The 23,095-nt window shown below is 64.9% G+C and carries 23 protein-coding genes and 1 pseudogene; 14 read left to right on the forward strand and 10 right to left on the reverse strand.

Features of this window, described 5'->3' with window-relative positions; all coding sequences use genetic code 11:
* The first annotated feature begins 135 nt into the window (after positions 1 to 135).
* From CAF78_RS03425 to CAF78_RS03465, 9 genes are all read left to right on the forward strand, one after another.
* Positions 136 to 735: a DUF2491 family protein gene (locus tag CAF78_RS03425; RefSeq protein ID WP_085674741.1), complete on the forward strand. Its 600-nt coding sequence runs from the start codon at positions 136 to 138 to the stop codon at positions 733 to 735.
* Between the two features lie 12 nt (positions 736 to 747).
* On the forward strand, positions 748 to 1,173 hold the full coding sequence (locus CAF78_RS03430; protein WP_027919591.1) for a DUF350 domain-containing protein: 426 nt from the start codon (positions 748 to 750) through the stop codon (positions 1,171 to 1,173).
* A gap of 16 nt (positions 1,174 to 1,189) precedes the next feature.
* A complete protein-coding gene (locus tag CAF78_RS03435; RefSeq protein ID WP_085674739.1) occupies positions 1,190 to 1,933 on the forward strand; it encodes a DUF1190 domain-containing protein in 744 nt (247 codons plus the stop codon).
* A gap of 2 nt (positions 1,934 to 1,935) precedes the next feature.
* Positions 1,936 to 3,093 (forward strand): glutathionylspermidine synthase family protein, encoded by a 1,158-nt coding sequence (locus CAF78_RS03440; RefSeq protein ID WP_085674737.1) that lies wholly within the window; start codon positions 1,936 to 1,938, stop codon positions 3,091 to 3,093.
* A 283-nt stretch (positions 3,094 to 3,376) separates the two neighbouring features.
* Entirely contained in the window at positions 3,377 to 3,859 is a 483-nt protein-coding gene (locus CAF78_RS03445) for a formate dehydrogenase subunit gamma (protein ID WP_085674736.1), read from the forward strand.
* Positions 3,853 to 5,412 (forward strand): NADH-quinone oxidoreductase subunit NuoF, encoded by a 1,560-nt coding sequence (locus CAF78_RS03450; RefSeq protein WP_085674734.1) that lies wholly within the window; start codon positions 3,853 to 3,855, stop codon positions 5,410 to 5,412. Before CAF78_RS03445 ends, CAF78_RS03450 begins: the two co-directional genes overlap by 7 nt.
* Positions 5,409 to 8,279, forward strand: a complete 2,871-nt coding sequence (gene fdhF, locus CAF78_RS03455; RefSeq protein ID WP_085674733.1) for a formate dehydrogenase subunit alpha — start codon at positions 5,409 to 5,411, stop codon at positions 8,277 to 8,279. The genes CAF78_RS03450 and fdhF overlap by 4 nt, the downstream gene beginning before the upstream one ends.
* Entirely contained in the window at positions 8,276 to 8,479 is a 204-nt protein-coding gene (locus CAF78_RS03460; protein ID WP_085674731.1) for a formate dehydrogenase subunit delta, read from the forward strand. The genes fdhF and CAF78_RS03460 overlap by 4 nt, the downstream gene beginning before the upstream one ends.
* A gap of 198 nt (positions 8,480 to 8,677) precedes the next feature.
* Positions 8,678 to 10,483, forward strand: a complete 1,806-nt coding sequence (locus CAF78_RS03465) for an ABC transporter ATP-binding protein/permease (protein ID WP_085674729.1) — start codon at positions 8,678 to 8,680, stop codon at positions 10,481 to 10,483.
* Positions 10,484 to 10,603: 120 nt separating this feature from the next.
* Here CAF78_RS03465 and CAF78_RS03470 read toward each other — a convergent pair whose 3' ends face one another.
* Entirely contained in the window at positions 10,604 to 11,308 is a 705-nt protein-coding gene (locus CAF78_RS03470) for an SOS response-associated peptidase family protein (protein WP_085674728.1), read from the reverse strand.
* Positions 11,309 to 11,410: 102 nt separating this feature from the next.
* Between CAF78_RS03470 and CAF78_RS03475 the strand changes: the two genes are divergently transcribed.
* A complete protein-coding gene (locus tag CAF78_RS03475) occupies positions 11,411 to 11,842 on the forward strand; it encodes a LexA family transcriptional regulator (RefSeq protein WP_085674726.1) in 432 nt (143 codons plus the stop codon).
* Positions 11,843 to 11,848: 6 nt separating this feature from the next.
* On the opposite strand, the gene CAF78_RS03480 is transcribed toward CAF78_RS03475, so the two are convergent.
* The gene (locus CAF78_RS03480; RefSeq protein ID WP_085674724.1) at positions 11,849 to 13,051 is read right to left on the reverse strand and encodes an MFS transporter; all 1,203 of its coding nucleotides are present in this window, start codon (positions 13,049 to 13,051) and stop codon (positions 11,849 to 11,851) included.
* Positions 13,052 to 13,188: 137 nt separating this feature from the next.
* On the opposite strand from CAF78_RS03480, the gene CAF78_RS03485 reads away from it, so the two are divergent.
* The 3 genes from CAF78_RS03485 to CAF78_RS03495 all read left to right on the forward strand — a co-directional run bounded on the left by CAF78_RS03485 (position 13,189) and on the right by CAF78_RS03495 (position 15,587).
* On the forward strand, positions 13,189 to 14,469 hold the full coding sequence (locus CAF78_RS03485) for a Y-family DNA polymerase (protein WP_085674722.1): 1,281 nt from the start codon (positions 13,189 to 13,191) through the stop codon (positions 14,467 to 14,469).
* Between the two features lie 198 nt (positions 14,470 to 14,667).
* Positions 14,668 to 14,856 carry a hypothetical protein gene (locus CAF78_RS03490; protein ID WP_085674720.1) on the forward strand — a complete coding sequence of 63 codons (189 nt, stop codon included), beginning with the start codon at positions 14,668 to 14,670 and terminating at the stop codon, positions 14,854 to 14,856.
* Between the two features lie 431 nt (positions 14,857 to 15,287).
* Positions 15,288 to 15,587, forward strand: a complete 300-nt coding sequence (locus tag CAF78_RS03495; protein ID WP_085674718.1) for a hypothetical protein — start codon at positions 15,288 to 15,290, stop codon at positions 15,585 to 15,587.
* A gap of 75 nt (positions 15,588 to 15,662) precedes the next feature.
* Here CAF78_RS03495 and CAF78_RS03500 read toward each other — a convergent pair whose 3' ends face one another.
* The 4 genes from CAF78_RS03500 to CAF78_RS03520 form a co-directional block, all read right to left on the reverse strand.
* A complete protein-coding gene (locus tag CAF78_RS03500; protein ID WP_085674716.1) occupies positions 15,663 to 15,977 on the reverse strand; it encodes a DNA-binding transcriptional regulator in 315 nt (104 codons plus the stop codon).
* Positions 15,964 to 16,206, reverse strand: a complete 243-nt coding sequence (locus CAF78_RS03505; protein ID WP_256573840.1) for a hypothetical protein — start codon at positions 16,204 to 16,206, stop codon at positions 15,964 to 15,966. Before CAF78_RS03505 ends, CAF78_RS03500 begins: the two co-directional genes overlap by 14 nt.
* A 474-nt stretch (positions 16,207 to 16,680) precedes the next feature.
* A complete protein-coding gene (locus CAF78_RS03515) occupies positions 16,681 to 17,769 on the reverse strand; it encodes a pyridoxal phosphate-dependent aminotransferase (protein WP_085674711.1) in 1,089 nt (362 codons plus the stop codon).
* Positions 17,770 to 17,866: 97 nt separating this feature from the next.
* Positions 17,867 to 18,448 carry a biliverdin-producing heme oxygenase gene (locus tag CAF78_RS03520; protein WP_085674709.1) on the reverse strand — a complete coding sequence of 194 codons (582 nt, stop codon included), beginning with the start codon at positions 18,446 to 18,448 and terminating at the stop codon, positions 17,867 to 17,869.
* Positions 18,449 to 18,603: 155 nt separating this feature from the next.
* Here CAF78_RS03520 and CAF78_RS03525 point away from each other — a divergent pair, with 155 nt between their 5' ends.
* Positions 18,604 to 19,143, forward strand: coding sequence for a histidine phosphatase family protein (locus tag CAF78_RS03525; protein WP_085674929.1), 540 nt, complete (start codon positions 18,604 to 18,606; stop codon positions 19,141 to 19,143).
* A gap of 19 nt (positions 19,144 to 19,162) precedes the next feature.
* Here the strand turns inward: CAF78_RS03525 and CAF78_RS03530 are convergent, their stop codons facing one another.
* The 4 genes and pseudogenes from CAF78_RS03530 to CAF78_RS03540 all read right to left on the reverse strand — a co-directional run bounded on the left by CAF78_RS03530 (position 19,163) and on the right by CAF78_RS03540 (position 23,044).
* Positions 19,163 to 19,948, reverse strand: a complete 786-nt coding sequence (locus CAF78_RS03530) for a sulfite exporter TauE/SafE family protein (RefSeq protein WP_085674707.1) — start codon at positions 19,946 to 19,948, stop codon at positions 19,163 to 19,165.
* Positions 19,949 to 20,135: 187 nt separating this feature from the next.
* Positions 20,136 to 20,876 carry a methyl-accepting chemotaxis protein gene (locus tag CAF78_RS28955; RefSeq protein ID WP_371856883.1) on the reverse strand — a complete coding sequence of 247 codons (741 nt, stop codon included), beginning with the start codon at positions 20,874 to 20,876 and terminating at the stop codon, positions 20,136 to 20,138.
* Positions 20,877 to 20,993: 117 nt separating this feature from the next.
* A pseudogene (mcpA, locus tag CAF78_RS28960) lies at positions 20,994 to 22,022 on the reverse strand (methyl-accepting chemotaxis protein McpA); the annotation flags it as partial.
* A 143-nt stretch (positions 22,023 to 22,165) separates the two neighbouring features.
* Positions 22,166 to 23,044: a LysR family transcriptional regulator gene (locus tag CAF78_RS03540; RefSeq protein ID WP_085674703.1), complete on the reverse strand. Its 879-nt coding sequence runs from the start codon at positions 23,042 to 23,044 to the stop codon at positions 22,166 to 22,168.
* Positions 23,045 to 23,095 lie beyond the last annotated feature (51 nt).

Consider the following 23,095-nt stretch of genomic DNA (forward strand, 5'->3'; position numbering starts at 1 on the left):
AGCCGGCGATGAGGCTGGTAGTAACATCACATTTCCAGCGACAAGAATGCTCACACCGTCAGTGTTGGCCCTGGCGGTGAAACCCGTTAAGGTGTCGCCCCCAGCAAGGAACGCCGCGACCCCAGGGAGTAGTTGATGTCGCTTTTCAATCGGGCCAGCCCGCCTTTCGGCCTGCGCAACGGCAGTACCTTCACACCTGCCCGAACGCTCGAACCATTGCTCGACGGTTACTCTGAACTCAAGCTGCCCGGCCCGGAAACGGTGTGGGCCTGCGGTGAGGTCGACCTCGGCCAGTCAGTACGCCTGTTGCGTTACTACCTGGACAACGAAGATTACTGGCTGCAAGTGCTGATGCACGGCAGCCAGCCGGGCGATACCGTGCTGTTCGGCTACCACAGCGCTATCGCCGTGCGCGACGAGGCGCACCGGCAGAGCCTGGTCGGCTGCCTGTCCAAGGTCGGCCTGCCGATCTATACCCATGAGGGCTGCCTCTATTCCCGCCAATGGGGCCAGGCCCAAGGCCAGGCTGAACTGGTCCAGTTCCACGAGCAGGTGGTCAACCCGCAGGCCCGCTATGGCGTCCAGCACCTGTCGATGCTTTATGCCCGCGGCACGGGCCTGCTCGACCGTCGCGAATTCCTGCTGTTTTCCCTCGAAGAAGATGAGCACGGCGCGCTCACCTTCACCACCTCGCTGGGCGTCACCCTGTTCCCCACGGACTTCAACGTAACCTGACAAGGACTCACCATGCTCGACGCGCTTCGCCTGTCACTCAATGCATCGGCAGTGACCGGTTTCATCCTCTATATCAGTGTGGCGCTGCTGCTGTTCTGGCTGTTCCAGTTCATCTATACGCGCATTACGCCCCACCGCGAGTTTTCGCTGATCCGCGAAAACAATCCGGCGGCCGCCATCGCCCTGGGTGGCTCGCTGATCGGGTTCTCGCTGCCGGCCAGCAACATTATCGCCTACAGCGTCAGCATTCTCGATTTCGTTGCCTGGGTGGTGATCGCGGCCGTGGTGCAGTTGCTCGCCTTCGGCCTCACCAGCCTGGTGCTGCGCGACCTGTCCAGGCGTATCGTCAAAGGCGAACTGGCTGCGGCCATATACGCCGCCAGCGTGGCAATCAGCGTGGGCTTCCTCAACTCGGCCTGCATGACCCCGGCGGCCTGAAGTGCAAGGAGCCCTTATGAAGCCCCCTATTCGACGCAGCTCCGTCAAGCTGGTGCTGGCCGGCTCGCTGCCGCTAGCGCTGACCGCTTGTGGCCCGCAGGAAGAGCTGTACACGGTCACCCAGCAGAGCAATTACGACAGCGTGGCGGCCTGCGTTGCCGACCAGGTGCCGGAACCCGCCTGCAACGATGCCTTCAAGCGGGCGCTGGCGGATTACCAGCGCAATGCACCGACGTTTTTCACCCAGGCGGAGTGCGAGGCGCAGTTTACCCCGGACGGTTGCCAGATCACCGTTGGTGGCCGCTACATGCCGCGCATGAGTGGCTTCGAACTGCAGACCAGCGCTGAGGTCACGCAGTCTCAGCTCGACGCGGGTTATGCCCAGGGCGGTGGCTATGGCCATGTGGCCACCGCCGCAGTCGCCGGCATGCTGCTTGCGCAGATGGGCAACAGCGCCGGCCGTCATTACAACGCGCAACCCTTGTATGCCTACCGCGACGGTGCAGGCCAGCGCCACGGTCTGCTTGGCCAGCGCTACGGTGCCGCAGGCGGCGGTATTCAGCGGGTGAGGCAGGACGAAGAGAGCAGCAGCGCTTCGAGTGGCGGCGGGGGAGGCGGGGGTGGCGGTAGCTACGGCGGCTCGAGCCGCAACGAGTCGCGTTCGGCGAGCTCGGCCTCGGTCACGCGCGGTGGCTTCGGTGGCCAGGCCACTGCGCGCAGCGGTTGGGGCGGCAGGTCCGGCAGTTTCTTCGGGGGGTAGGCATGCGCAAGGTCGAACTGGCGGAGCGCCCCGACTGGCGCACGACAGCCCTGCGCGAGGGCTTTGCCTTTCACACCATCGACGGTGAGCGTTACTGGGACGAACGTGGCTACTACCAGTTCAGCGAGGCCCAGGTGGTGCATGACCTGCACGGCCCGACCACGGAGCTGCACGCGATGTGCCTGGATGCGGTCGGGCGCATCGTCGAAAGCGAGGCCCTGATGGCGCGCCTGGCGATCCCGCCAGCCTTCTTCGATCTGGTGCGCCGCTCTTGGCAAGAGGGGCAGGCCCACCTCTACGGGCGCTTCGACTTCAGCTACGACGGCAACGGCCCGGCAAAGTTGATCGAGGCCAACTACGACACGCCCACCTCGCTCTACGAAGCGGCGGCGTTTCAGCTGATCTGGCTGGAGGAGCAGATCCAGCGCGGCGTTCTGCCCGCCGATGCCAGTCAGTTCAATACCCTGGCCGAGGACCTGGTGCAGGCATTTGCAGCGATGCCGGGGCATGGCGAGTTCCATTTTTCGACCATCTCCGGTTCGCTGGAGGACCGCGGCACCACCGACTTCCTGCGCAAGATGGCCGAGCACGCCGGTATCCGCACCCGGCATATCGACCTGGAGGACATCGGCCTGAACAGCGAGGGGCGCTTTGTCGACCTGCAGGGGCGGGCGATTACGCGGCTGTTCAAGCTGCATGCCTGGGAGCACATCTTCCACGAGGAGTTCGGCCAGGCGATTGCAGGTTGCGACACGCAGTTCGTCGAACCCCCCTGGAAGGCGTTGATTTCCAACAAAGGCATTCTGCCGTTGCTCTGGGAGTGGCATGAAGGCCATCCGAACCTGTTGCCAGCCTTTGTCGACCACAGCCCGCAGTCAGCGGTGCCCAAGGGCTGGGTACGCAAGCCGTATTTCTCGCGGGAAGGGGCCAATGTGGATATCCGCACAGCCGAGGGGGAGCGGGTTTTCGAAGACGGGCCATACGATGATGCGCCGTACATCCTGCAGGCGTTTGCGCCACTGCCGAAGTTTGCCGACAGCTATACCCTGATCGGGTCGTGGGTGGTGGGGGGCAGGGCTTCGGGGATTGGCATCCGCGAGGATGATTCGTTGATTACCAAGGACAGTTCGCGGTTCTTGCCCCATGTGGTGATCGGCTGAAGGGGTTCTTCGCGGTTTTGGCTGCGACCAGGCCAGCAAAACCGGCACAAACCCGCAGGTCGGTTTCAGGATGCGCCTGGTCGCTCGCATGCAACCCCCCGGCGCCACAAGTGCCATGCTTGTGGGATGCCCATGAGCCCAGTGCACGCAGATGCATGGCCATCGGCAAGGAGGCTCCCGTGCCCACGCCACCGTGACGTGGCCGGTGTGCCGCAGCAGAACACGCCGGATACCTGCCCCCCACAATAAATCAGGCAGGGTCCGTGATGCCGAGGTCCGCTGTATGCCTGATGAATTGCTTTACCTGCCCGCTATCCAGAGCATCCTGACCCGCGAGAAGGATACCCCCGGCGCGCTGTTGCCGATCCTTCACGCCATCCAGGACGCCGTCGGTTTCATCCCCGAAGCTGCCGTCCCGGAAATTGCCCATGCCCTGAACCTCAGCCTCGCCGAAGTGCGCGGGGTGATCAGCTTCTATCACGACTTCCGCACCACGCCGCCGGCCCGCCACACGCTGCGCCTGTGCCGAGCCGAGTCGTGCCAGAGCCGTGGCAGCGAAGCCTTGGCCGCGCAACTGCGCGAACAGCTGGCGCTGGATGATCACGGCACCAGCGCCGACGGCGCCATCAGCCTGCGCCCGGTGTACTGCCTGGGTGCCTGCGCCTGTTCGCCAGCGCTGGAACTGGATGGCCAGGTGCATGCCCGGCTCACCCCCGAGCGCCTGCGGGCGCTGGTGAACGGTTGCCTGGAGGGCGAAACATGCTGAAGTTGTTCATCCCCTGTGACTCGGTGGCGCGCGCGGTCGGCGCCGATCAGGTAGCCAGCGCCATTGAGGCGGAAGCCGAGCGGCGCCAGCTGCCGGTCGAGATCCTGCGCACCAGCTCACGCGGCCTGTACTGGCTGGAACCGCTGGTGGAATGTGAAAGCCCGCAAGGGCGCCAAGGCTTCGGCCCGGTCAGCCCGGCAGACGTGCCGTCGCTGCTCGACGCGCTGGCCGGCGAACCCGGTGGCCATTCACTGGCGCTGGGCCCGGTCGAAGAAATCCCGTACCTGAAAACCCAGCAGCGCTTGTTGTTCGCCCGCGCCGGCATCACCCGCCCATTATCGCTGGACGACTACCGGGCCCACGGCGGTTTCAAGGGCCTGGAGAAGGCCGTGGCGCTGGACGGCGCCGCCGTGGTGGCCACCGTGCTCGATTCCGGCTTGCGCGGCCGGGGCGGCGCGGCGTTCCCGGCCGGGATCAAGTGGCGCACCGTGCGTGAGGCCAGGCCCGCGCAGAAGTACGTGGTGTGCAATGCCGACGAAGGCGACTCCGGGACCTTCGCCGACCGCATGCTGATGGAGGGCGACCCCTTCCTGCTGATCGAAGGCATGATCATCGCCGGCCTCGCCGTCGGGGCCGACCAAGGCTACATCTATGTGCGCTCGGAATACCCGGACGCCATCCGCGTGCTCAACCAGGCGCTCGCCATCGCCCGCGATGCCGGTTACCTCGGCAGTGACGTGGCCGGCAGCGGCCAGGCCTTCGAGCTGCAGGTGCGGGTGGGTGCCGGTGCCTATATCTGCGGCGAGGAAACGGCGCTGCTCGAATCCATCGAAGGCAAGCGCGGCATCGTGCGCGCCAAGCCGCCGCTGCCCGCGCTCGAAGGCCTGTTCGGCCTGCCGACGCTGGTGCACAACGTGCTCACCCTGGCCTCGGTGCCAACCATCCTGGCCGAAGGCGCGGTGTTCTATCGCGATTTCGGCATGGGCCGCTCGCTGGGCACCATGCCGTTCCAGCTGGCCGGCAACATCCGCCACGGCGGCCTGGTGGAGCGCGCTTTCGGCCTGACCCTGCGCGAGCTGGTGGAAGGCTATGGCGGCGGCACCGCCAGCGGTCGCCCGCTCAAGGCCGCGCAGGTCGGCGGGCCGCTCGGCGCCTGGGTACCGCCCAGCCACTTCGATACCCCGCTGGACTACGAGGCCTTCGCCGCCATGGGCGCGATGCTCGGCCACGGCGGCGTGGTGGTGGCCGACGATACCCTGAACATGGCCAGCATGGCGCGTTTCGCGTTGCAGTTCTGCGCCGAAGAGTCCTGCGGCAAGTGCACCCCGTGCCGGATCGGCTCGACCCGCGGCATGGAGGTGGTCGACCGGCTGATCGCGACCCGCGACTTCAGCGAGCGGCATGACCAGGCCCTGCTGCTGCGCGACCTGTGCGACACCATGCAGTACGGCTCGCTGTGCGCCATGGGCGGCATGACCGCCTACCCGGTGGCCAGCGCCCTCAAGTATTTCCCCGCCGATTTCGGGCTGACCACCACGGAGGCCGCACAGTGATCAACTATTTCGATCCCGAGACCGACTTGGGCACGCCAGCCCGCGAAAGCGACGTGCAGGTCAGCCTGAACATCGACGGCCGCAGCATCAGCGTGCCGGCCGGCACCTCGGTGATGCGCGCCGCCGCCCTGCTTGGCACCAGCATCCCCAAGCTGTGCGCCACCGACAGCCTCGAAGCCTTCGGCTCGTGTCGCATGTGCATGGTGGAAATCGACGGCATGCGTGGCTACCCGGCCTCGTGTACCACGCCAGTCAGCGAAGGCATGGTGGTGCGTACGCAAACCCCGCGCCTGGCCGACCTGCGCCGCAACGTGATGGAGCTGTACATCTCCGACCACCCGCTGGACTGCCTGACCTGCTCGGCCAACGGCAACTGCGAGCTGCAGACCGTCGCCGGCCAGGTCGGCCTGCGCGAGGTGCGCTACGGCTATGATGGCGCCAACCACCTCACCGAGAAGAAGGACACCTCCAACCCGTATTTCGACTACGAACCCAGCAAGTGCATTGTCTGCAGCCGCTGCGTGCGTGCCTGCGAAGACATCCAGGGCACCTTCGCCCTGACCATCACCGGGCGCGGTTTCGAATCGCGGGTGGCAGCGGCCGGCGGCGACAATTTCCTCGCTTCCGAATGCGTGTCGTGCGGCGCCTGCGTGCAGGCCTGCCCGACGGCGACGCTCACCGAGAAGAGCCTGGTCCAGCTTGGCCAGCCCGAGCGGGCGGTGATCACCACCTGCGCCTACTGCGGCGTGGGTTGCTCGTTCCGCGCCGAGATGAAGGGCGACCAGCTGGTGCGCATGGTCCCGGACAAGAACGGCGGCGCCAACCATGGCCACGCCTGCGTCAAGGGCCGCTTCGCATGGGGTTACGCCACCCACCCCGACCGCATCACCAAACCGATGATCCGCAAGCACCTGGACGACCCGTGGCAGGAAGTCAGCTGGGACGAGGCGGTGACCTACGCCGCCAGCGAGTTCCGGCGCATCCAGCTCAAGTACGGGCGCGATTCCATCGGCGGCATCACCTCCAGCCGCTGTACCAACGAAGAAGCCTACCTGGTGCAAAAGCTGGTGCGCACGGCGTTCGGCAACAACAACGTCGACACCTGCGCGCGGGTTTGCCATTCGCCGACCGGCTATGGCCTGAAGCAGACCCTCGGTGAGTCAGCCGGCACCCAGAGTTTCGACTCGGTGATGCAGGCCGACGTGATCCTGGTGATCGGTGCCAACCCCACCGACGCCCACCCGGTGTTCGGCTCGCAGCTCAAGCGTCGCCTGCGCCAGGGTGCGCGGCTGATCGTCATCGACCCACGGCGCATCGACCTGGTCGACTCGCCCCACGCCCGGGCCGAACTGCACCTGCAGCTGCGCCCCGGTACCAACGTGGCCATGCTCAACGCCCTGGCCCACGTGATCGTCAGCGAGGGCCTGCTGGCCCAGCGCTTCATCGACGCCCGCTGCGAAACCGAAGACTTCGCCCGCTGGCGCGACTTCGTCAGCCTGCCGGAAAACGCCCCGGAGGCCCTGGGCCCGGTCTGTGGCGTGCCCGCCGAGCAGATCCGCGCCGCCGCCCGGCTGTATGCCACCGGCGGCAACGCGGCGATCTACTACGGCCTGGGTGTCACCGAGCACAGCCAGGGCAGTACGGCGGTGATGGGCATCGCCAACCTGGCCATGGCCACCGGCAACATTGGCCGCGAAGGGGTAGGGGTGAACCCGCTGCGTGGGCAGAACAACGTGCAGGGCTCCTGCGACATGGGGTCGTTCCCCCACGAGCTGCCCGGCTACCGGCATATCTCCAACGAAGGCGTGCGCGCCGAGTTCGAGCAGGCCTGGGGCGTGACCCTGCAGCCCGACCCGGGCCTGCGCATCCCCAACATGTTCGAGGCGGCGCTGGACGGCAGCTTCAAGGCGCTGTACTGCCAGGGCGAGGACATCGCCCAGAGTGACCCCAATACCCAGCACGTCACCGCCGCCCTGCGGGCGATGGAGTGCGTGGTGGTGCAGGACATCTTCCTCAACGAGACGGCCAAGTTCGCCCACGTGTTCCTGCCGGGCAGCTCGTTCCTCGAGAAGGACGGCACCTTTACCAACGCCGAGCGGCGCATTTCGCGGGTACGCAAGGTCATGGAACCGCTGGCCGGCAAGGCCGACTGGGAAGCCACCGTGGCCCTGGCCAACGCCCTGGGCTACCCGATGAACTACCGCCACCCGGCCGAGATCATGGACGAGATCGCCCGCCTGACGCCGAGCTTCCACCGCGTCAGCTATGCCGAGATCGACCGCCACGGCAGCCTGCAATGGCCGTGCAACGACGCCGCCCCGGACGGCACCCCGACCATGCATATCGACCAGTTCGTGCGCGGCAAGGGGCGCTTCATGCTGACCGGCTATGTGCCCACCGACGAGAAGGTCAACAGCCGCTACCCGCTGCTGCTGACCACCGGGCGCATTCTCAGCCAGTACAACGTCGGCGCCCAGACCCGGCGTACCAGCAACACCGCCTGGCACGACGCCGACCGCCTGGAAATCCACCCCAGCGACGCCGAAAGCCGTGGCATCCGTGACGGCGACTGGGTGGGTATCGGCAGCCGTGCGGGGCAGACCGTGCTGCGCGCCAAGGTCAGTGCACGGGTGGCGCCGGGGGTGGTGTACACCACCTTCCACTTCCCCGAGTCTGGCGCCAACGTGATCACCACCGACAACTCCGACTGGGCCACCAACTGCCCCGAATACAAGGTCACGGCAGTGGAGGTGGTGAAGGTGTTCCACCCGTCGGAATGGCAGAAGCGCTACCAGGACTTCAGTGACGAACAGCGGCGCCTGCTCAAGGAGCGCCGCACTGCGGAAAAAGCCGAGGTGCGCCGATGAGCAGTGACAACCTGGTCAAGATGGCCAACCAGATCGCCCACTACTTCGACAGCGAGCCGAACCGGCAGCTGGCGGTGCAGGGGGTGAGGCAGCATCTGAACAGCTTCTGGACACCGGCGATGCGCCGGCAGCTGGGGGAGTGGATTGCCGCCCATGGTCAGGAAGGGCTGGATGCCAAGGTGGTGGAGGCCTTGGCCTAGCGCTCGCCTGTGCCGGCCCTTTCGCGGGCGCGCCCGCTCCTACAGGAGTACCACTGGCCTGAGTGCAGTGGAGTACCTGTGGGAGCGGGCGTGCCCGCGAAAGGGCCGGTACAGGAAAAATGAAATGTCCGTCATTTATGCAAGACGAATCCCACCGCAATGCTACGCTCGCGGAAACACTCGTCACGGATATTCCCTATGGACATGAACTGGCACCAGGCCCTGCAAGAGAGCCTGAGCTGGCTTGCAATCGCCTCGTTCATCACCCTCATCGGCTTCACCGCCGCTGCCTCCCTGGCCGTGCGCTACACGCGCTGGGGCAGCCAGTTCTGGCAGCTGGCGGGGCCTTACTTCACCTTCCGGCGCAGCTGGCGCCCGCTGCTGGTGTTCGGCCTGCTGCTGGTGCTGACGCTGTTCTCGGTGCGCCTGAACGTGCTGTTCTCGTTCTGGTACAACGGCTTCTACAGCGCCCTGCAGGCGCTTGACCAGACCGCCTTCTGGTACCTGCTGGGGGTGTTTGCGGTGCTGGCCACCATCCACGTGCTGCGTTCGCTGTTCACCTTCTATGTGACCCAGGCGTTCAGCATCCAGTGGCGGGTGTGGCTGACCGAACGCCTGACGGGCGACTGGATGAAAGGCGATGCCTACTACCGCGGCCGCTTCCTCGCCGAGCCGGTGGACAACCCCGACCAGCGTATCGAGCTGGACGTCAACGCATTCGTCACCAATTCGGTGTCATTGGCCCTGGGCGCGGTCAGCGCGCTGGTCTCGCTGGTGGCCTTTACCGGCATCCTCTGGGGCCTGTCGGCGCCGCTGACGGTGGCAGGGTACGAGATCCCCCGGGCGATGGTGTTTGCGGTGTACGTCTATGTGCTGATCGCCACCTGGATTGCCTTCCGTCTCGGCCAACCGCTGATCCGCCTGAACTTCCTCAACGAAAAGCTCACGGCGAACTTCCGTTATGCGCTGATGCGCCTGCGCGAGAACGCCGAGAACATTGCCTTCTACCAAGGCGCGCCGGTAGAGCGGGCGACCTTGCTGGGCCGCTTTGGCGCGCTGATCGTCAACGTCTGGGCGCTGGTGTTCCGGAACCTCAAGTTCAGCGGCTTCAACCTCGGCGTCAGCCAGGTGGCGGTGGTGTTCCCGTTCATCCTCCAGGCGCCGCGTTTCTTCAGCGGGGCAATCAAGCTGGGTGACGTGATGCAGACCTCCCAGGCGTTCGGCCAGGTGCAGGATTCGCTGTCGTTCTTCCGTGAGTCCTACGACACCTTCGCCCAGTACCGCGCCACCCTCGACCGTTTGACCGGCTTCCTCGATGCCAACGACCAGGCCAGCGCACTGCCACGGGTGCTGACCAAAGACCAGCCACGGGCGCTGGATATCATCGGCCTGCAGGTGCTGCGCCCGGATGGGCATGCGCTGATCGCCGACCTCGACCTGCGCCTGCACGGTGGCCAGGCGCTGCTGATCAAAGGGCCGTCGGGCAGTGGCAAGACCACCTTGCTGCGTGCCCTGGCGGGCCTGTGGCCATATGCCGAGGGCGAAGTCCGGCGGCCGCTGGGTACCCAGGCGTTGTTCCTGTCCCAACGGCCTTACCTGCCGCTGGGCGACCTGCGCACCGCCATTGCCTACCCGGCCGACAGCCAGCCGGAGGATGAAGCACGCATGCAGCAGGCCCTGCGCGAGGTCAACCTGGCGCACCTGGCCGAGCGGCTGGCGGTCAGTTGCGACTGGTCGAACATTCTGTCGGTCGGTGAGCAGCAGCGCCTGGCGTTTGCCCGGGTGCTGTTCAACCGGCCGCAGGTGGTGTTCCTCGATGAGTCCACTTCGGCGATGGATGAAGGGCTGGAGCATGCGATGTACGCGCTGTTGCGCAAAGAGATGCCTGAGACCTTGCTGGTGAGCGTGGGGCATCGCAGTACCTTGGCCGACTTCCATACCCATCGGCTGGAAGTGGATGGGCAGGGCGGCTGGTCGCTGCGCCAGCAGGAGGTATTGGCTTAACCCGTGCCGGCCTCTTCGCGGGCATGCCCGCTCCCACAGGTACCGCACAGGCCTTGAGCTCCGTGCTGTATCTGTGGGAGCGGGCGTGCCCGCGAAGAGGCCGGCACTGGCAACAAGGATTCAGGGCTGATGCTCGGCATCGAGCATCACAATCAGCTCAGCCCCTTCATTCCGCACATTCCCCACTGCCTTGCCCACCGCAAACCATTCAAACGCCTCCACCGGCAAGCACTGCTCGCGCGCCAGGCGCTCGGCTTCCTCGGCAGGTACTTCAGGGTCGATCCATGCCCGGGCATGCTCTGGACTCAGCACCAAAGGCCGGCGGTCATGGATATCGACCATCCCCGCATCGCTGGCGGCGGTGATGATGACGAAGCCATCGCCCTCGTTCGGCGCCAGCCCCGCATGCACCTCGGCCAGCGCCGCCATGAACATTGGCGCCTGGCTTTTCAGGCGGATGAAATAGGGCTGTTTGCGCTTGGGGTCCTGCGGGTCGGCCACCCATTCGTACCAGCCGTCGGCCATCACCAGGGCCCGCCCTTGCGGCCACAGGGCCTTGAAGAACTTGCCGGTGGTCACCGTCTCGACCCGCGCGTTGATCGGTGCCGGCCGTTTGCCCGTGGCCCAGAACGGCGCCCACCCCCAGTGGCAAGGGTCGATGCGCAGGCCATCGGCGGCCTGGTGCAGGATGAGCACACGGCTGCCGGGGGCGACGTTGTAGCGGCCGATCGGCAGGTTGTCGTAGCCGCTGATCACGTCCTGTTCGGCGTCCAGTTCACGCAGGTAGTCGGCCAGGCCCTGGTACTGGGCGAAGCGTCCGCACATGGCATGTACCCCCACTTGTCGAAATATCCTACGGCGAAATTGACCGGATACTCGCAACGTCGTTTACTGTATATGCATACAGTTTATTATCAAGGCCGTCGCATGACTTCCATCCTGGGTCCCATCACCGGCGGCAGTGCTGCCGTGCCGCGCTATCTGTTCCGTGTCCCGGCGGGCTTTCCGTCGCCAGCCGCCGACCACATGGAGCAGCCCATCTCGCTGGACGAGCTGCTCAACCTGCGCGCACCGCACATCTATCTGGTCAGGATAGACGGCGACAGCATGCAGGGGGCCGGTATCTTCGATGGCGACCTGGTGCTGGTCGACCGCTCGATCGAGGCGCGCCATGGCCATATCGTGATTGCCGCCGTCAACGGCGAGCCATTGTGCAAGCGCCTGCAGCATGTTGCCGGGCAAGTGCTGCTGCGCTCGGAAAACCCCCGCTATGCGCCACGCTACATCATGGAGGGGGACGACTTCATGGTCTGGGGCGTGGTCACCTTCAGTGTACGCAGCCACGACCCGGCCGCCTGAACGGGCTCAGCGCAGCAGCATCACACCCAGCAGCGTGGCACCGGCAAAGCCCGCCCCGACCAGGAAGGTCGCCTGGAACCCGGCGCCATCCCACAGCAGCCCGGCCACCACGCTGGCGACCAGCAGCGCCACCCCGGTCAGCAGGTTGAACAGGCCGAATGCCGTGCCGCGCAGGTTGGCCGGCGCGCTGTCGGCGATCAGCGCGGCGAAGATGCCCTGGGTGAAGCCCAGGTGCAGGCCCCAGGCCGCCACGCCCAGTGCCAGCCCGGCCCAGCCGGGTAGCAGGGCCAGCAGCAGGTCGGCGGCGGCCAGCAGGCCCAGCCCAAACATCAGCACGCCACGGCGGCCCACGCGGTCCGACAGCGCACCGGCGGGGTAGGCCGACAGCGAATAGGCCAGGGCCATGAGCACCAGCACTGCTGGCGCCCACAACGGCGCCAGGCCCATATCCTGGGCGCGCAGCAGCAGGAACGCCTCGCTGAAACGGGCCAGGGTGAACACCATGGCCAGGCCGATCAGCCGCCAGTAGGCCGGGCCCAGGCGCACCAGTTCATCCAGCGCCAGCGGCGAGCGCAGCGGCCGCGCAGCGGGCGACGCCTCGGGTTCGCGCACGAAGGCGACGAGAATGTACACGGCGATGAACGCCGGGATCACCGCCACCCAGAACACCGTCTGGAACTGGCTCGCCGTCAGCCACATCAGCGCGATCGCCAGCAACGGGCCGAGGAAGGCGCCGACGGTGTCCAGCGCCTGGCGCAGGCCGAATGCCGCGCCACGCAGCTCGGGCGGCGTCACATCAGCCACCAGTGCATCGCGAGGGGCGCCGCGGATGCCCTTGCCGATACGGTCGACGAAGCGCGCCGCCGTCAGCCACTCCAGCCCGGAGGCCATGGGGAACACCGGCTTGGTCAGCGCCGCCAGGCCGTAACCCAGCACCGTCAGCAGCTTGCGCTTGCCCAGGCGGTCGCTGAGCGCGCCGGAGAACACCTTGGTGATCGAGGCCGTGGCCTCGGCGATGCCCTCGATGAAGCCGACGGCGACCACCGACGTACCGAGCACGGTGACCATGTACAGCGGCAGCAGGGCGTGGATCATCTCCGAGGAAATGTCCATGAACAGCGACACGAAGCCCAGCGCCCAGACGCTGCGGGGGATCTTCGGCAAGGCCTTGGCGGTGCTGCCTTGCTCGGTCTTTTCGGCGCTGCGCATCGGGAGCCTCGGCGGGGTTGTCACAGTTCGAAACTGTAGGAGTCCGTGGGCAGGATGCAAATCGGATGAGTGGCTGCAGGCTTCGGCAGGTTGCCGTGATTAACTGTATATAAATACAGTATTGCTGGTGCTGCCCGATGAAACCCACACCTGTTTTTGCCCTGATCGACTGCAACAGTTTCTACGCCAGCTGCGAGCGGGTGTTTCGCCCCGACCTGCAGCGCACGCCCATCGTCGTGCTCAGCAACAACGATGGCTGCATCGTCGCCCGCAGCGCCGAGGCCAAGCCGCTGGTGAAGATGGGCCAGCCGTACTTCCAGGTGAAAGACCTGCTGCGCCGTCACGGCGTGGTGGCGTTTTCCTCCAACTATGCGCTGTATGGCGACATGAGCCAGCGGGTGATGACGGTGATCGAAGGCATGGTCCCGGCGCTGGAGGTGTACTCCATCGACGAAGCCTTCGCCGACATGGCCGGCATGCCCGGCGACCTGGAGCGCCTTGGCCGCGACATCCGCGCCCGGGTGTTCAAGCACACCGGCATTCCGGTCGGGGTCGGTATCGCTGGCACCAAGACCCTGGCCAAGCTGGCCAACCACGCGGCCAAGCGCTGGTCGGTGCAGAGCGGTTGGGTAGTCGATCTGCGCGACCCGCTGCGTTGCGAGCGGGTGCTGAAGCGCTGTGATGTGTCCGAGGTCTGGGGCATCGGCAAACGCCTTACCGCACACCTGCAGGAGATGGGTATCCGCACCGCCTGGGACCTGTCCCGCGCCAACCCTGGCCTGCTGCGCAAGACCTTCAGCGTGGTGGTGGAAAAGACCGCCCGCGAACTGGCCGGCACGCCTTGCCTGCAACTGGAAGAGGTCGACCCGCCACGCCAGGAAATCTGCTGCAGCCGCATGTTCGGCCAGCGCCTGACCGAGCTTGCGCCACTCAAGGAAGCGGTGGCCACCTACGTGATGCGTGCGGCGGAAAAATTGCGCAAGCAGCGCTCGCTGGCGCAGCGCATGCGGGTGAGCATCCGCACCGGCATGTTCAACCCCGATGAGCCGCGCTATGCCAATGGCGTGGTGGTGCAGTTGCCGTACCCGACCGATGACGAGCGGCTGCTCACCCGCCTGGCGCTGGAGGCGGTGGAGCGGGTGTATCGCGAGGGGTTTCGCTACAGCAAGGCCGAGGTGCTGCTGATGGAGCTGTGCCAGCGCGACGAGGTGACGGGCGACCTGTTCGCGCCGGCGCAGAGCGTGAAGGCCGAGCGGGTCATGCAGGTGATCGACGGCGTCAACGGGCGCTGGGGGAGGGGGACACTGCGCAGCGCGGCGGTGCCGGCGGCGGCGCAGTGGGTGATGCGGCGGGAGTTGATGAGTGGAGGGTATACCACGATTTACGAGCAGCTTTGGACCATACCTGCACGGTGCTAGCTATCTCAATTATGGAGTGACTCAAGGCTGGATAGGGTGATGGCAAAACACTGGCTTTGCTGTTCCTATCTAAGCCACACGGATGCTGTGCATGAAATCGACATGAGTCCAAGTGTTGGTTCCGGCGCTCAAGCCGCATGGGATGTCAATTGATGAGGCTCTTTTTGATAATCACTCGGTAGGAGGGAGCTATTCAATTTGGCGAATATTTCAGACTTCAACTCTTTAATCGCCCAGGCGCAAAAGCACAATGTTCCGGTTTACGCCTTGACTGATGAGCAGATAGAGCAGGGTGGAAATATTTTGGACAATATGAAAGTTAGTCGCGATGAGTTCGCGAAGCCTTTTGAAGGCTTGGCTGACACGGTTAGAGCTTTGGATGTATAGGTTTTGCTTTTGGACGCTAAGCGGAGTGTAGTACTTCGTCTACACCTGAAGCTTGATAAGCTCCTAATATTTTGACACAGAGGCGGTTATTGCGTACCTTTCCGCGCCGCAGTAGAGTCCTGCGGCACGGGATTGGCGTCCCGTCACAGATCCGGGCACATCCACATCCAGTGGCGGTGCTCTGCATGGCTGCACCCGTTATGGGCGGGCCGTGTGTGGGAGCCTTCGGGCTCACCGGTTCTCTGTCCGGCACGCCAACCCGCACGGCTCCGTCCACCCATATTGGCGTATGGGCTCGGAGCGTCATTACAGAGAGCTGCAGGGAGTCGCACCATGCTCAAGAAGATCGTTCCCGATCCACCATCCAACTTGGATCACTCCGTCCCCTCGTCAATGCAACCTCGCTATTTTACGCGGCAGGAGGCATGCCAATGACTCAGGGTAACCCCGTTACGGCCAGCGCTCGTAAGCCTCGCGCCCTGACTGTCGAATCCCATTTCGGCACTTGTCACGATTCCCACAAACCGATGTTTACGGTACACGCTGGAGTCGATGGAGAAGACGCAATGGTCTGTGCCGTCGCAGCGCTGAAGGCCGCCTACGAGACCAATGCGCTGGCATTGGAAAAGGCGAAAGAGCCGATGCGCAGCTTGCTGATTGCAACGGAAAACTCGCTGGAGAAGGGCCTGGCATTGGCTGAGGCTGTGCTCCAAGGCCTAGAACTGGGATAGGTGATTGTTGATAGGGCCGCAGACGCGGCCCGTTCTGGTTTTGTAGGGGGTGGTGAGGCGAGGGACGAAAGCCAATTAACGGGCCTGAAGAACCTCTCGAAACACATCCGGGCGAGAAGCCGCAATGTGCAAAAGGGATCGGGCCGCCCCGGATGGCATGCGCCGGCCTTGCTCCCATTCTTGAAGCGTACGCACCGAGACGCCCAGTAGCTCCGCAAATTTGAGCTGGGAGAGTCCAGTTCTGCTTCGAGCTTTCGCTGCTTCGGTCACTTCCACTTGATGCACAGCGCCATAGCGACCAGCCTTCACATCGCGGATGGATTCCAGCAATTCCTCACCGATGTTGCGAGTAGCATCCCGAAGCATCAGTTCTTTTTCAGTCAGGGGCATGATTAAGCTCCTTCGCAATCTTGCGCAGCACGTGCGCGGGTATGTTCTCGGTGGCGCTCTTGCAGTAGATCAGCAGAGCAACCAAAGCGCCGTTGGCGAGCTGAGCGGTGTAGATGATACGGACGGCGCCTCGCTTGCCTTTGCCATCCAGGCTCCAGCGTACCTTGCGGCATCCGCCTGAGCCGGGAATCACTGCACCTGCGTCAGGGTCATTGGCGAGATAGGACATGAATGCCCCGTGCTCTTCCTCTGTCCAATAGTCGGGCCATTGCCTGGAGAATAGTGGCGCTTCAATGAACGTTAGCATACTGCATCCCTACGTCTTTGACGTAGATATTTTGCTCTGCTTGTCTGGGATCAAGAAGCGGGAGGTTGTATCGAGGGGTTGCTGAGAGGGTGGTTTGGTTCGAGATTTCCGGGCCGCGCAGCGGCCCCGGCGATCTCAAATGCTCAACCGCACAGCCAAGGTAACCAACAACACCGGCACCGTCGGCAACACACCAACCTTGACGTAATACCCCCAGCCAATCGTCACCCCCTTGGGCTGCCAGATGACCAGGGTCAGGGTGAGCAGGAAGCGAGGCTGGGAGCACGAGTTGGGGAATTCAGTGATTGTGTGAAGCGACTTGAAACATCCGTCGGTCGTACATGAAATCGTACATTTCAACTGCCGCAAAGCGCCCCCCAGTTTCCAGCCGGCATATCAGGTCGTCACCCTGGCAAAAGCTTCCCGAAAGCGCAGCATGTCCTGTTCATCGCCGACACTCACCCGCACCCAGTTCGGCCAGCTCGGCCACACCCGGCCTACCAGCACGCCCTGTTTGGCCAGCCGTTCCACCACCGGCTGGGCCGGCCCGCGCATGTCGATCATGAAGCAATTGGTCTGCGACGCTGTGCAGCGCCAGCCGCGCTCGCCCAGCCAGGCGATGGTGTGGTCGCGCAGGCGGGCGTTCTCAGCCTTGCGCCGGGGCACCAGCTGGCGATCGTTCAGGCTCGCCAACCCCGCCAGCAAGGTCGATGCAGCGGCAACGTTGTCGCCGTCATACACCTCCAGGCGCTTGAGCAATGGCGCCTGGCCGATGGCCAGGCCAAGGCGCGCCCCGGCCATGCCGTAGAGCTTGGAAAACGTCTGCAGCACCAGCAGTTGCGGGTGCTCCTTGACCAGGCTGATGCAGCTCTGGGCATCGCTGAAGTGGATGTAGGCCTCGTCCACCAGCACCACGCTGGCGGCCGGTGCGTGCTTGAGCAGGCGCTCGATATCGCGCCGCGGGGTGAGTGTGCCGGTGGGGTTGTTGGGGTTGCACAGGTAGATCAGCCCGGGGCTACTGTCGGCCGCCAGCATGGCGTCGATGTCATGGGCATGGCGCGCGTCCAGCGCTACTGCGTGCACGGTGCTGCCATGGCCTTTGGCGGCTTCGGCGGCCGCTTCATAGGAAGGTTCGGCAAGCACCAGGCTGCGCGGACCGGTGAAGGCCATCACGGCGTGCTGCAGGGCCAGTTTCGAGCCACAGAACACCTGTACCTGCGACGACGCCAGGCCATGCTCGGCAGCGAAGGTGTCGATCAGGCGGTACTGTGCCTTGTACGGGTAGCGCCCGCATTGCTCGATGCCCTCACGCATAGCCTGGCGGGCAGCGGGGCTCGGGCCCCAGGGGCTTTCGTTGTAGTTGATGCGTACCGGGCCCTGGCCGGCGCCTGGTGCAACGGGGGCCTCGCTGGCCCAGCCCGGTTGGCCAAGCAACGGCAGGGCCAGGCTCAGGCCCACCAACGAGCGACGTGTCATATCGGTCATGAAGCGACTTCCTTGTTGTCACTGGATACAGCAAGGAACGAGAACCGGTGCAGTCAATTAATGGTGGCAAAACGCCGAATAGCCCCCAAGGCAGGCGCTAATTCAGGACATTGCGCTGGTCGAGCCAGGCTTCGAAGCGGGTGAAGGTGTCGATGGCGGCCTGTACCGTGATGGCGTGCGACGGCGCTGCGGCCGATGCCTGGCCAAGCCGTTCGAGGAAGCTTCGCCAGTAGCTGCCGGTCAGCTCGCCGTACACGTCGAGGAAGGCAGCACCGCTGTCGTGGCCGATGCCCAGGCGCTCGGCCATCGCCCGCTTGAGCACCTGGCCACCCAGCGTCGAGCCTTCCAGCACGTACATCACGCCCAGGGCGCTGGCCTCGTCGTGGATGGCCGGCAGTGCCTGGCACTGTGGCAGGGCGCCGATGTCGGCTGCGCTCAGGTTCAGCGCCAGCAGGTCGCGGGCCAAGGTCGCGGTCTTGCGGCGTTCGGGCCCCTGATAATCGCTCAGGTGATGTTCCAGGGGGGTATGAAAACCGTAATAAGCTTGCAACAGGCGACGATAGGCCGCGCTATCGAAGCCAGGGCTGAAGAAGGGCAGGCGCGCCTCCAGCGCCTTGTGGCAATCACGGGTGCCTTCGCGCAGGGCGAACAGCAAGGGGCTGGGGGGTGTGGTGGACATCGGTCTGGCTCTGCTGGCAATTCGCCTGAGTTGGAGTGGTGATGCTAACCCGGCGCTCCGCCTTGGCGTGATTTTGTTTCAGAAAAATGGTTGCAGAAAAAAGGCGGCCGGCGTGTTAAACCAGTCGGCCCGACTCTTTAGTGAAGAACGCCCTGGTGAAAGCCGTACGCCTGACCTTGCTCTGCCATGCCCTGACCCAGGCCCAGAAAAACGGCCGCCTGGCGCACCCCGAGGACGGCGTCTTGCCCTTGGCCGTGGAGCGGTGGGCGATCGCCGCCGATACGCAGCTGCTGGCTGCGCCGGAGCGGCGTGCGGCACAGACAGCGGCGTGGCTCTCGTCGCAGGTGCAGATCGAGCCCGCGTTGGCTGATTGTGACCTCGGCCATTGGCAGGGCTTGCCGCTCAAGCAGTTGCAGGCCGAGCAGCCGCAGGCAGTGGCGCAATGGCTTGAGGATCCGTTCAGCGCGCCCCCAGGCGGCGAGCCGTTCGCGCACGTGTGCGAACGCGTTGGGGCCTGGTTGATGGCCTTCGACAGGCCGGGTGAATGGCTGGCGGTGACTCACCCGTGGGTGATTCGCGCTGCGCTGGTGACGGTGCTGGAGTGCCCGCTGGCTGTCGCGCAACGGATCGATGTGCTGCCGTTGTCGCGGGTGGAGTTGAGCTTTACCGGGCAATGGCGCTTGCGTGTGGGCTGAGCAAGCGCCGGTTGCCGGTTCAGAACGCCAGCTTGTAGCCGATCAGCAGCAACATGGTGGCCAGGCAAGGGCGCAGCACGCGGTCGGAGATGCGCCCGGTGAGGTGGCTGCCCAGGTAGATGCCTGGCAGCGAGCCCAGCAGCAGGTAGCCCAGCAGCGACCAGTCCATGTTGCCCATGCCGGCGTGGCCGATACCGGCGACCAGGGTCAGGGGCACGGCGTGGGCGATTTCGGTACCGACCAGGCGGCGGGTGGCCAGGAACGGGTAGAGCAGGAACAGCGCCACGGTGCCCAGGGCACCGGCACCGATGGAGGTCAGGGTGACCATGACGCCCAGTACCACGCCGGTCAGCACGGTGAGGGTGTTCAGGCTGCGGTCGCTGAGGTGGTAGTGGTCACCGGCGTGGCGACTGGCGAAGGCTTGCAGGCGCGACTTGAACAGGATCGCCAGCGCGGTGAGGATCAGCACCACCGCCAGGCCCTGCTTGATGATCGCGTTCAACGCCGTGGTGTCGGTGTGCAGGGTGCTGAGGAACCACAGGGTCAGCGCCGCCGCCGGCACGCTGCCGAGGCTGAGCAGGCCGGTGATCTTCCAGTCGATGTTCTTGTTGCGGGCATGTACCCAGACGCCACTGCCCTTGGTGATGGCGGCATACAGCAGGTCGGTGCCCACGGCAGTCGCCGGATTGATGCCGAACCACAGCAGGATCGGAGTCATCAGCGAGCCGCCGCCGACGCCGGTCATGCCGACGATGAAACCCACAACCAGTCCGGCAATGGTGAAACCGAAAGATCCTACATCCATACGCTACTCGACTGCCCAGCTTTGCCCGTTATCGGATGGGTGCCAGCATATAGGGAGTTTTTATAGCCAAATAGACTTGTTCGTTATTAGGTTATAACCGAGGTTGGGGTTGGGAGTGCCTGGCTGGAGGTTTCTGGCGCCTGTGAAATCGAGCGCCAACACAAACCCCCAGCCCTACACCCAGGCCTCAGATACGGAAACTGCCCACCAGCTGCTTCAAGCGCCCGGCCTGCTGAGCCAGGGCATCGCAATGCTGCAGGGTCTGGTTGAGGTTCTGCACCCCTTGCTGGTTCAGCGCGTTGATCTGGGTGATGTCCAGGTTCAGGCTCTCGACCACCGCCGTCTGCTCCTCGGTCGCCGTGGCCACCGACTGGTTCATGCCGTCGATCTCGCCGATGCGCTGGGTCACGCTGGCCAGGCGTTCGCCGGCCTGGTTGGCCACCTGCACGGTCTGCTCGCTCGAGACCTGGCTGGTGTTCATGGTGTGTACCGCCTCGCGCGAGCCCACCTGCAGGCTGGTGATCATGCGGTGGATCTCTTCGGCCGATTCCTGGGTCCGGTGGGCCAGGTTGCGCACCTCGTCGGCGACCACGGCAAAGCCGCGCCCGGCCTCACCGGCGCGGGCGGCCTCGATGGCGGCGTTGAGCGCCAGCAGGTTGGTCTGCTGGGAAATGCCCTTGATCACGTCGAGGATCTTGCCGATCTCGTCGGTGCTGGCATTGAGGGTTTCGATCTGTTCGCACGACTCGCTGATGCGCTGCGACAGCGCGGTCATGGCGCTGATCGCCTGCTCGACCACTTCACGGCCACCGTGGGCCTGCTCGCTGGCGCCGCTGGCGTGTTGCGAGGCATCGGCCGCATTGCGGGCGATCTCCTGCGTGGCGGCGCCCAGCTGGTTGATCGCCGCCGCCACGCTGTTGGTGCGCATGCTTTGCTCTTCGGAGCCGATGATCGAGGCATTGGACGCGTCGACCACTTTTTCCGACAGGTCGTGGACCAGGCGGGTGGCCGAGGACACTTCGCTGATCGAAGTGTGGATGCGTTCGACGAAGCGGTTGAACGAGCTGGCCAGTTCGCCGAATTCGTCCTTGTGCTGCACGTCGAGGCGGCGGGTCAGGTCACCTTCACCTTCGGCGATATCGCGCATGGCGCGGCCCATGGTGGTCAGCGGGCGCATCAGCACCGGGATCAGCAGGCCGAGCAGCACGGCGATGGCGGCCACGGCGATGAGCATGGCGATGATCGCCGAGGTGCGGAACTGGCTGAGGGCGGCGTAGGCCTTGGCCTTGTCGATCGACAGGCCGATGTACCACTGTGCCGAGGGCAGGCCGGCGACCGGGGCGAACGAGATCAACCGTTCCTCGCCGTTGAGGGTGACGTCCTGCATCCCGGCGGTCACGCGCAGGCCGCTGCCGGGGTAGATGTCCTTGAGGTTCTTCATCAGCTGGTCTTTGTCGGGGCTGACGATCACCTGGCCGCTGCTGTCGGCGAGGAAGGCGTGGCCGATGCCACCGAAATCGACCGAGTTGATGATCTCGACCAGGGTGTCGAGGGTCAGGTCGCCGCCGACCACGCCGATCAGCTCGCCGCTGTGCTTGCTTTTCACCGGTACCGCGATGGTCACCATCAGGCCACCGACTGCGCCCTGGTAGGGGGCGGTCAGCACGGTCTGGCCGGCGCTGGCTGCGCTGCTGTACCACGGGCGCTGGCGTGGGTCGTAACCGGCCGGCATCTGAGTATCAGGGCGCTGGGTGAACACGCCATTGGCCTGGCCCAGGTAGGTGAACAGGAAATTTCGCGTGTAGGAAGGCTGCTCGATCAGCCCGCCGAGGGTGCCTCCTGCCCCTTGTTCGGCAATGTCCTGCGCCAGGTTCTCCAGCACCAGAATGCGCCCGCTCATCCAGTTCTGCACGCTGCTGGCGGTCAGCGCACCGGCCTGCTGCACGGAAGATTCGATGTTCTGGCGAAGGGTGTTGCGTTGCAGATAATCGTTATAGAGCGTGAACAGCGCAAAGGCCAGCACCACGACACCGCAGGCGCTGAGGAGGATCTTGTGGCGAAATTTCAGGTTCATGTTTCGAGACCTTGAGCCATGGAGAGGGAGGGCGCCGCACGCTTGTGGCGCGATGGCGGGGCCTGTCCTCTGGGATATCGGCTCGGCCGGTAAAAGGTTGAAACACTTACCTATTTTCTTTGGCCAGGACGACGGACGGTGGGCTAGCCGGCGGCCAACAGGTCGATCAGCAGGCGTGCGCCCTGGCGCAGCGGTTGCTGCTTGCGCCAGAAGGCATGGATCGGCAGCTGCAGTTCGTTGCGGGTGTTGCGAAATTGCAGGCGCACCAGGCGCCCGGCCTCGACCAGCGGTGCCACGCGGGCCAGTGGCAGGTCACCCCAGCCAAGGCCGGCTTCGACCATCTGCAGGGCCAGGTCGAAACTGTCGGTGGACCAGTGCGTGGCACCAATTAGCGGGCGGGGGTCGAGCAGCGGCAGATCGCGGCTGCGGACCAGGATCTGGCGCACGTTGACCAGGTCTTCGAGGTAATGGATACGCCCCTCGAGCAAGGCCAAGTGGGCCGGCGACAAGGTGGCCACCAGCGACTCCATGCCGATGTGCTGGAAGCTGCGGCGGGCATCGACCTGCAGGCCGGCGAAGGCCACGCACAGGTCGGCGCGGCCGCTGTCGAGCAGGTGCAGGGCTTCTTCCTGGGGAGCGCTGAGCAGCTGGATGTCGAGCAGCGGGTAGCGTGCGCCGAGGCTGGCAATGGCCGCCAGCAGCGGGCGATGGTCGATATCGGGGACCACGGCCAGGGTCAGGTTGCTTTCCAGGCCTTGGGAAAGCTCCAGCGCGTGCACCTGCAGCATGCCCAGCTGTTCGGCGATCAGCCGCGCATGGGGTTCGAGGGCCAGGGCCTGGGCGGTGGCGCGAACTTCGCGTGGGCCGCGTTCGAACAGGGTGTAACCCAGTTCGGCCTCAAGGTTGCCGATGGCCATGCTGACCGCCGAGGGTACGCGCTGCAAGGCACGGGCGGCGGCGGAAAACGAGCCGCGGTCGAGCACAGCGAGAAACAGCTGGATATTGTCGCTGGAAAAATTCATGGCAGCCTCCTGTCAGTCAATCTGAAAGCTGCTGACTTTTTCTGTCAAGCG

This window comes from Pseudomonas sp. R28(2017) (genome assembly GCF_002112505.1).
In the GTDB taxonomy this organism is placed as follows: Bacteria; Pseudomonadota; Gammaproteobacteria; order Pseudomonadales; family Pseudomonadaceae; genus Aquipseudomonas.

Bases quoted from the DNA above. Each gene is read 5' to 3' on its own strand.
- CAF78_RS03425 (WP_085674741.1), top strand. From the start codon at position 136: ATGTCGCTTTTCAATCGGGCCAGCCCGCCTTTCGGCCTGCGCAACGGC.
- CAF78_RS03430 (WP_027919591.1), top strand. From the start codon at position 748: ATGCTCGACGCGCTTCGCCTGTCACTCAATGCATCGGCAGTGACCGGT.
- CAF78_RS03435 (WP_085674739.1), top strand. From the start codon at position 1,190: ATGAAGCCCCCTATTCGACGCAGCTCCGTCAAGCTGGTGCTGGCCGGC.
- CAF78_RS03440 (WP_085674737.1), top strand. From the start codon at position 1,936: ATGCGCAAGGTCGAACTGGCGGAGCGCCCCGACTGGCGCACGACAGCC.
- CAF78_RS03445 (WP_085674736.1), top strand. From the start codon at position 3,377: ATGCCTGATGAATTGCTTTACCTGCCCGCTATCCAGAGCATCCTGACC.
- CAF78_RS03450 (WP_085674734.1), top strand. From the start codon at position 3,853: ATGCTGAAGTTGTTCATCCCCTGTGACTCGGTGGCGCGCGCGGTCGGC.
- CAF78_RS03460 (WP_085674731.1), top strand. From the start codon at position 8,276: ATGAGCAGTGACAACCTGGTCAAGATGGCCAACCAGATCGCCCACTAC.
- CAF78_RS03465 (WP_085674729.1), top strand. From the start codon at position 8,678: ATGGACATGAACTGGCACCAGGCCCTGCAAGAGAGCCTGAGCTGGCTT.
- CAF78_RS03470 (WP_085674728.1), bottom strand. From the start codon at position 11,308: ATGTGCGGACGCTTCGCCCAGTACCAGGGCCTGGCCGACTACCTGCGT.
- CAF78_RS03475 (WP_085674726.1), top strand. From the start codon at position 11,411: ATGACTTCCATCCTGGGTCCCATCACCGGCGGCAGTGCTGCCGTGCCG.
- CAF78_RS03480 (WP_085674724.1), bottom strand. From the start codon at position 13,051: ATGCGCAGCGCCGAAAAGACCGAGCAAGGCAGCACCGCCAAGGCCTTG.
- CAF78_RS03485 (WP_085674722.1), top strand. From the start codon at position 13,189: ATGAAACCCACACCTGTTTTTGCCCTGATCGACTGCAACAGTTTCTAC.
- CAF78_RS03495 (WP_085674718.1), top strand. From the start codon at position 15,288: ATGACTCAGGGTAACCCCGTTACGGCCAGCGCTCGTAAGCCTCGCGCC.
- CAF78_RS03500 (WP_085674716.1), bottom strand. From the start codon at position 15,977: ATGCCCCTGACTGAAAAAGAACTGATGCTTCGGGATGCTACTCGCAAC.
- CAF78_RS03505 (WP_256573840.1), bottom strand. From the start codon at position 16,206: ATGTCCTATCTCGCCAATGACCCTGACGCAGGTGCAGTGATTCCCGGC.
- CAF78_RS03515 (WP_085674711.1), bottom strand. From the start codon at position 17,769: ATGACCGATATGACACGTCGCTCGTTGGTGGGCCTGAGCCTGGCCCTG.
- CAF78_RS03520 (WP_085674709.1), bottom strand. From the start codon at position 18,448: ATGTCCACCACACCCCCCAGCCCCTTGCTGTTCGCCCTGCGCGAAGGC.
- CAF78_RS03530 (WP_085674707.1), bottom strand. From the start codon at position 19,948: ATGGATGTAGGATCTTTCGGTTTCACCATTGCCGGACTGGTTGTGGGT.
- CAF78_RS28955 (WP_371856883.1), bottom strand. From the start codon at position 20,876: ATGCGCACCAACAGCGTGGCGGCGGCGATCAACCAGCTGGGCGCCGCC.
- CAF78_RS03540 (WP_085674703.1), bottom strand. From the start codon at position 23,044: ATGAATTTTTCCAGCGACAATATCCAGCTGTTTCTCGCTGTGCTCGAC.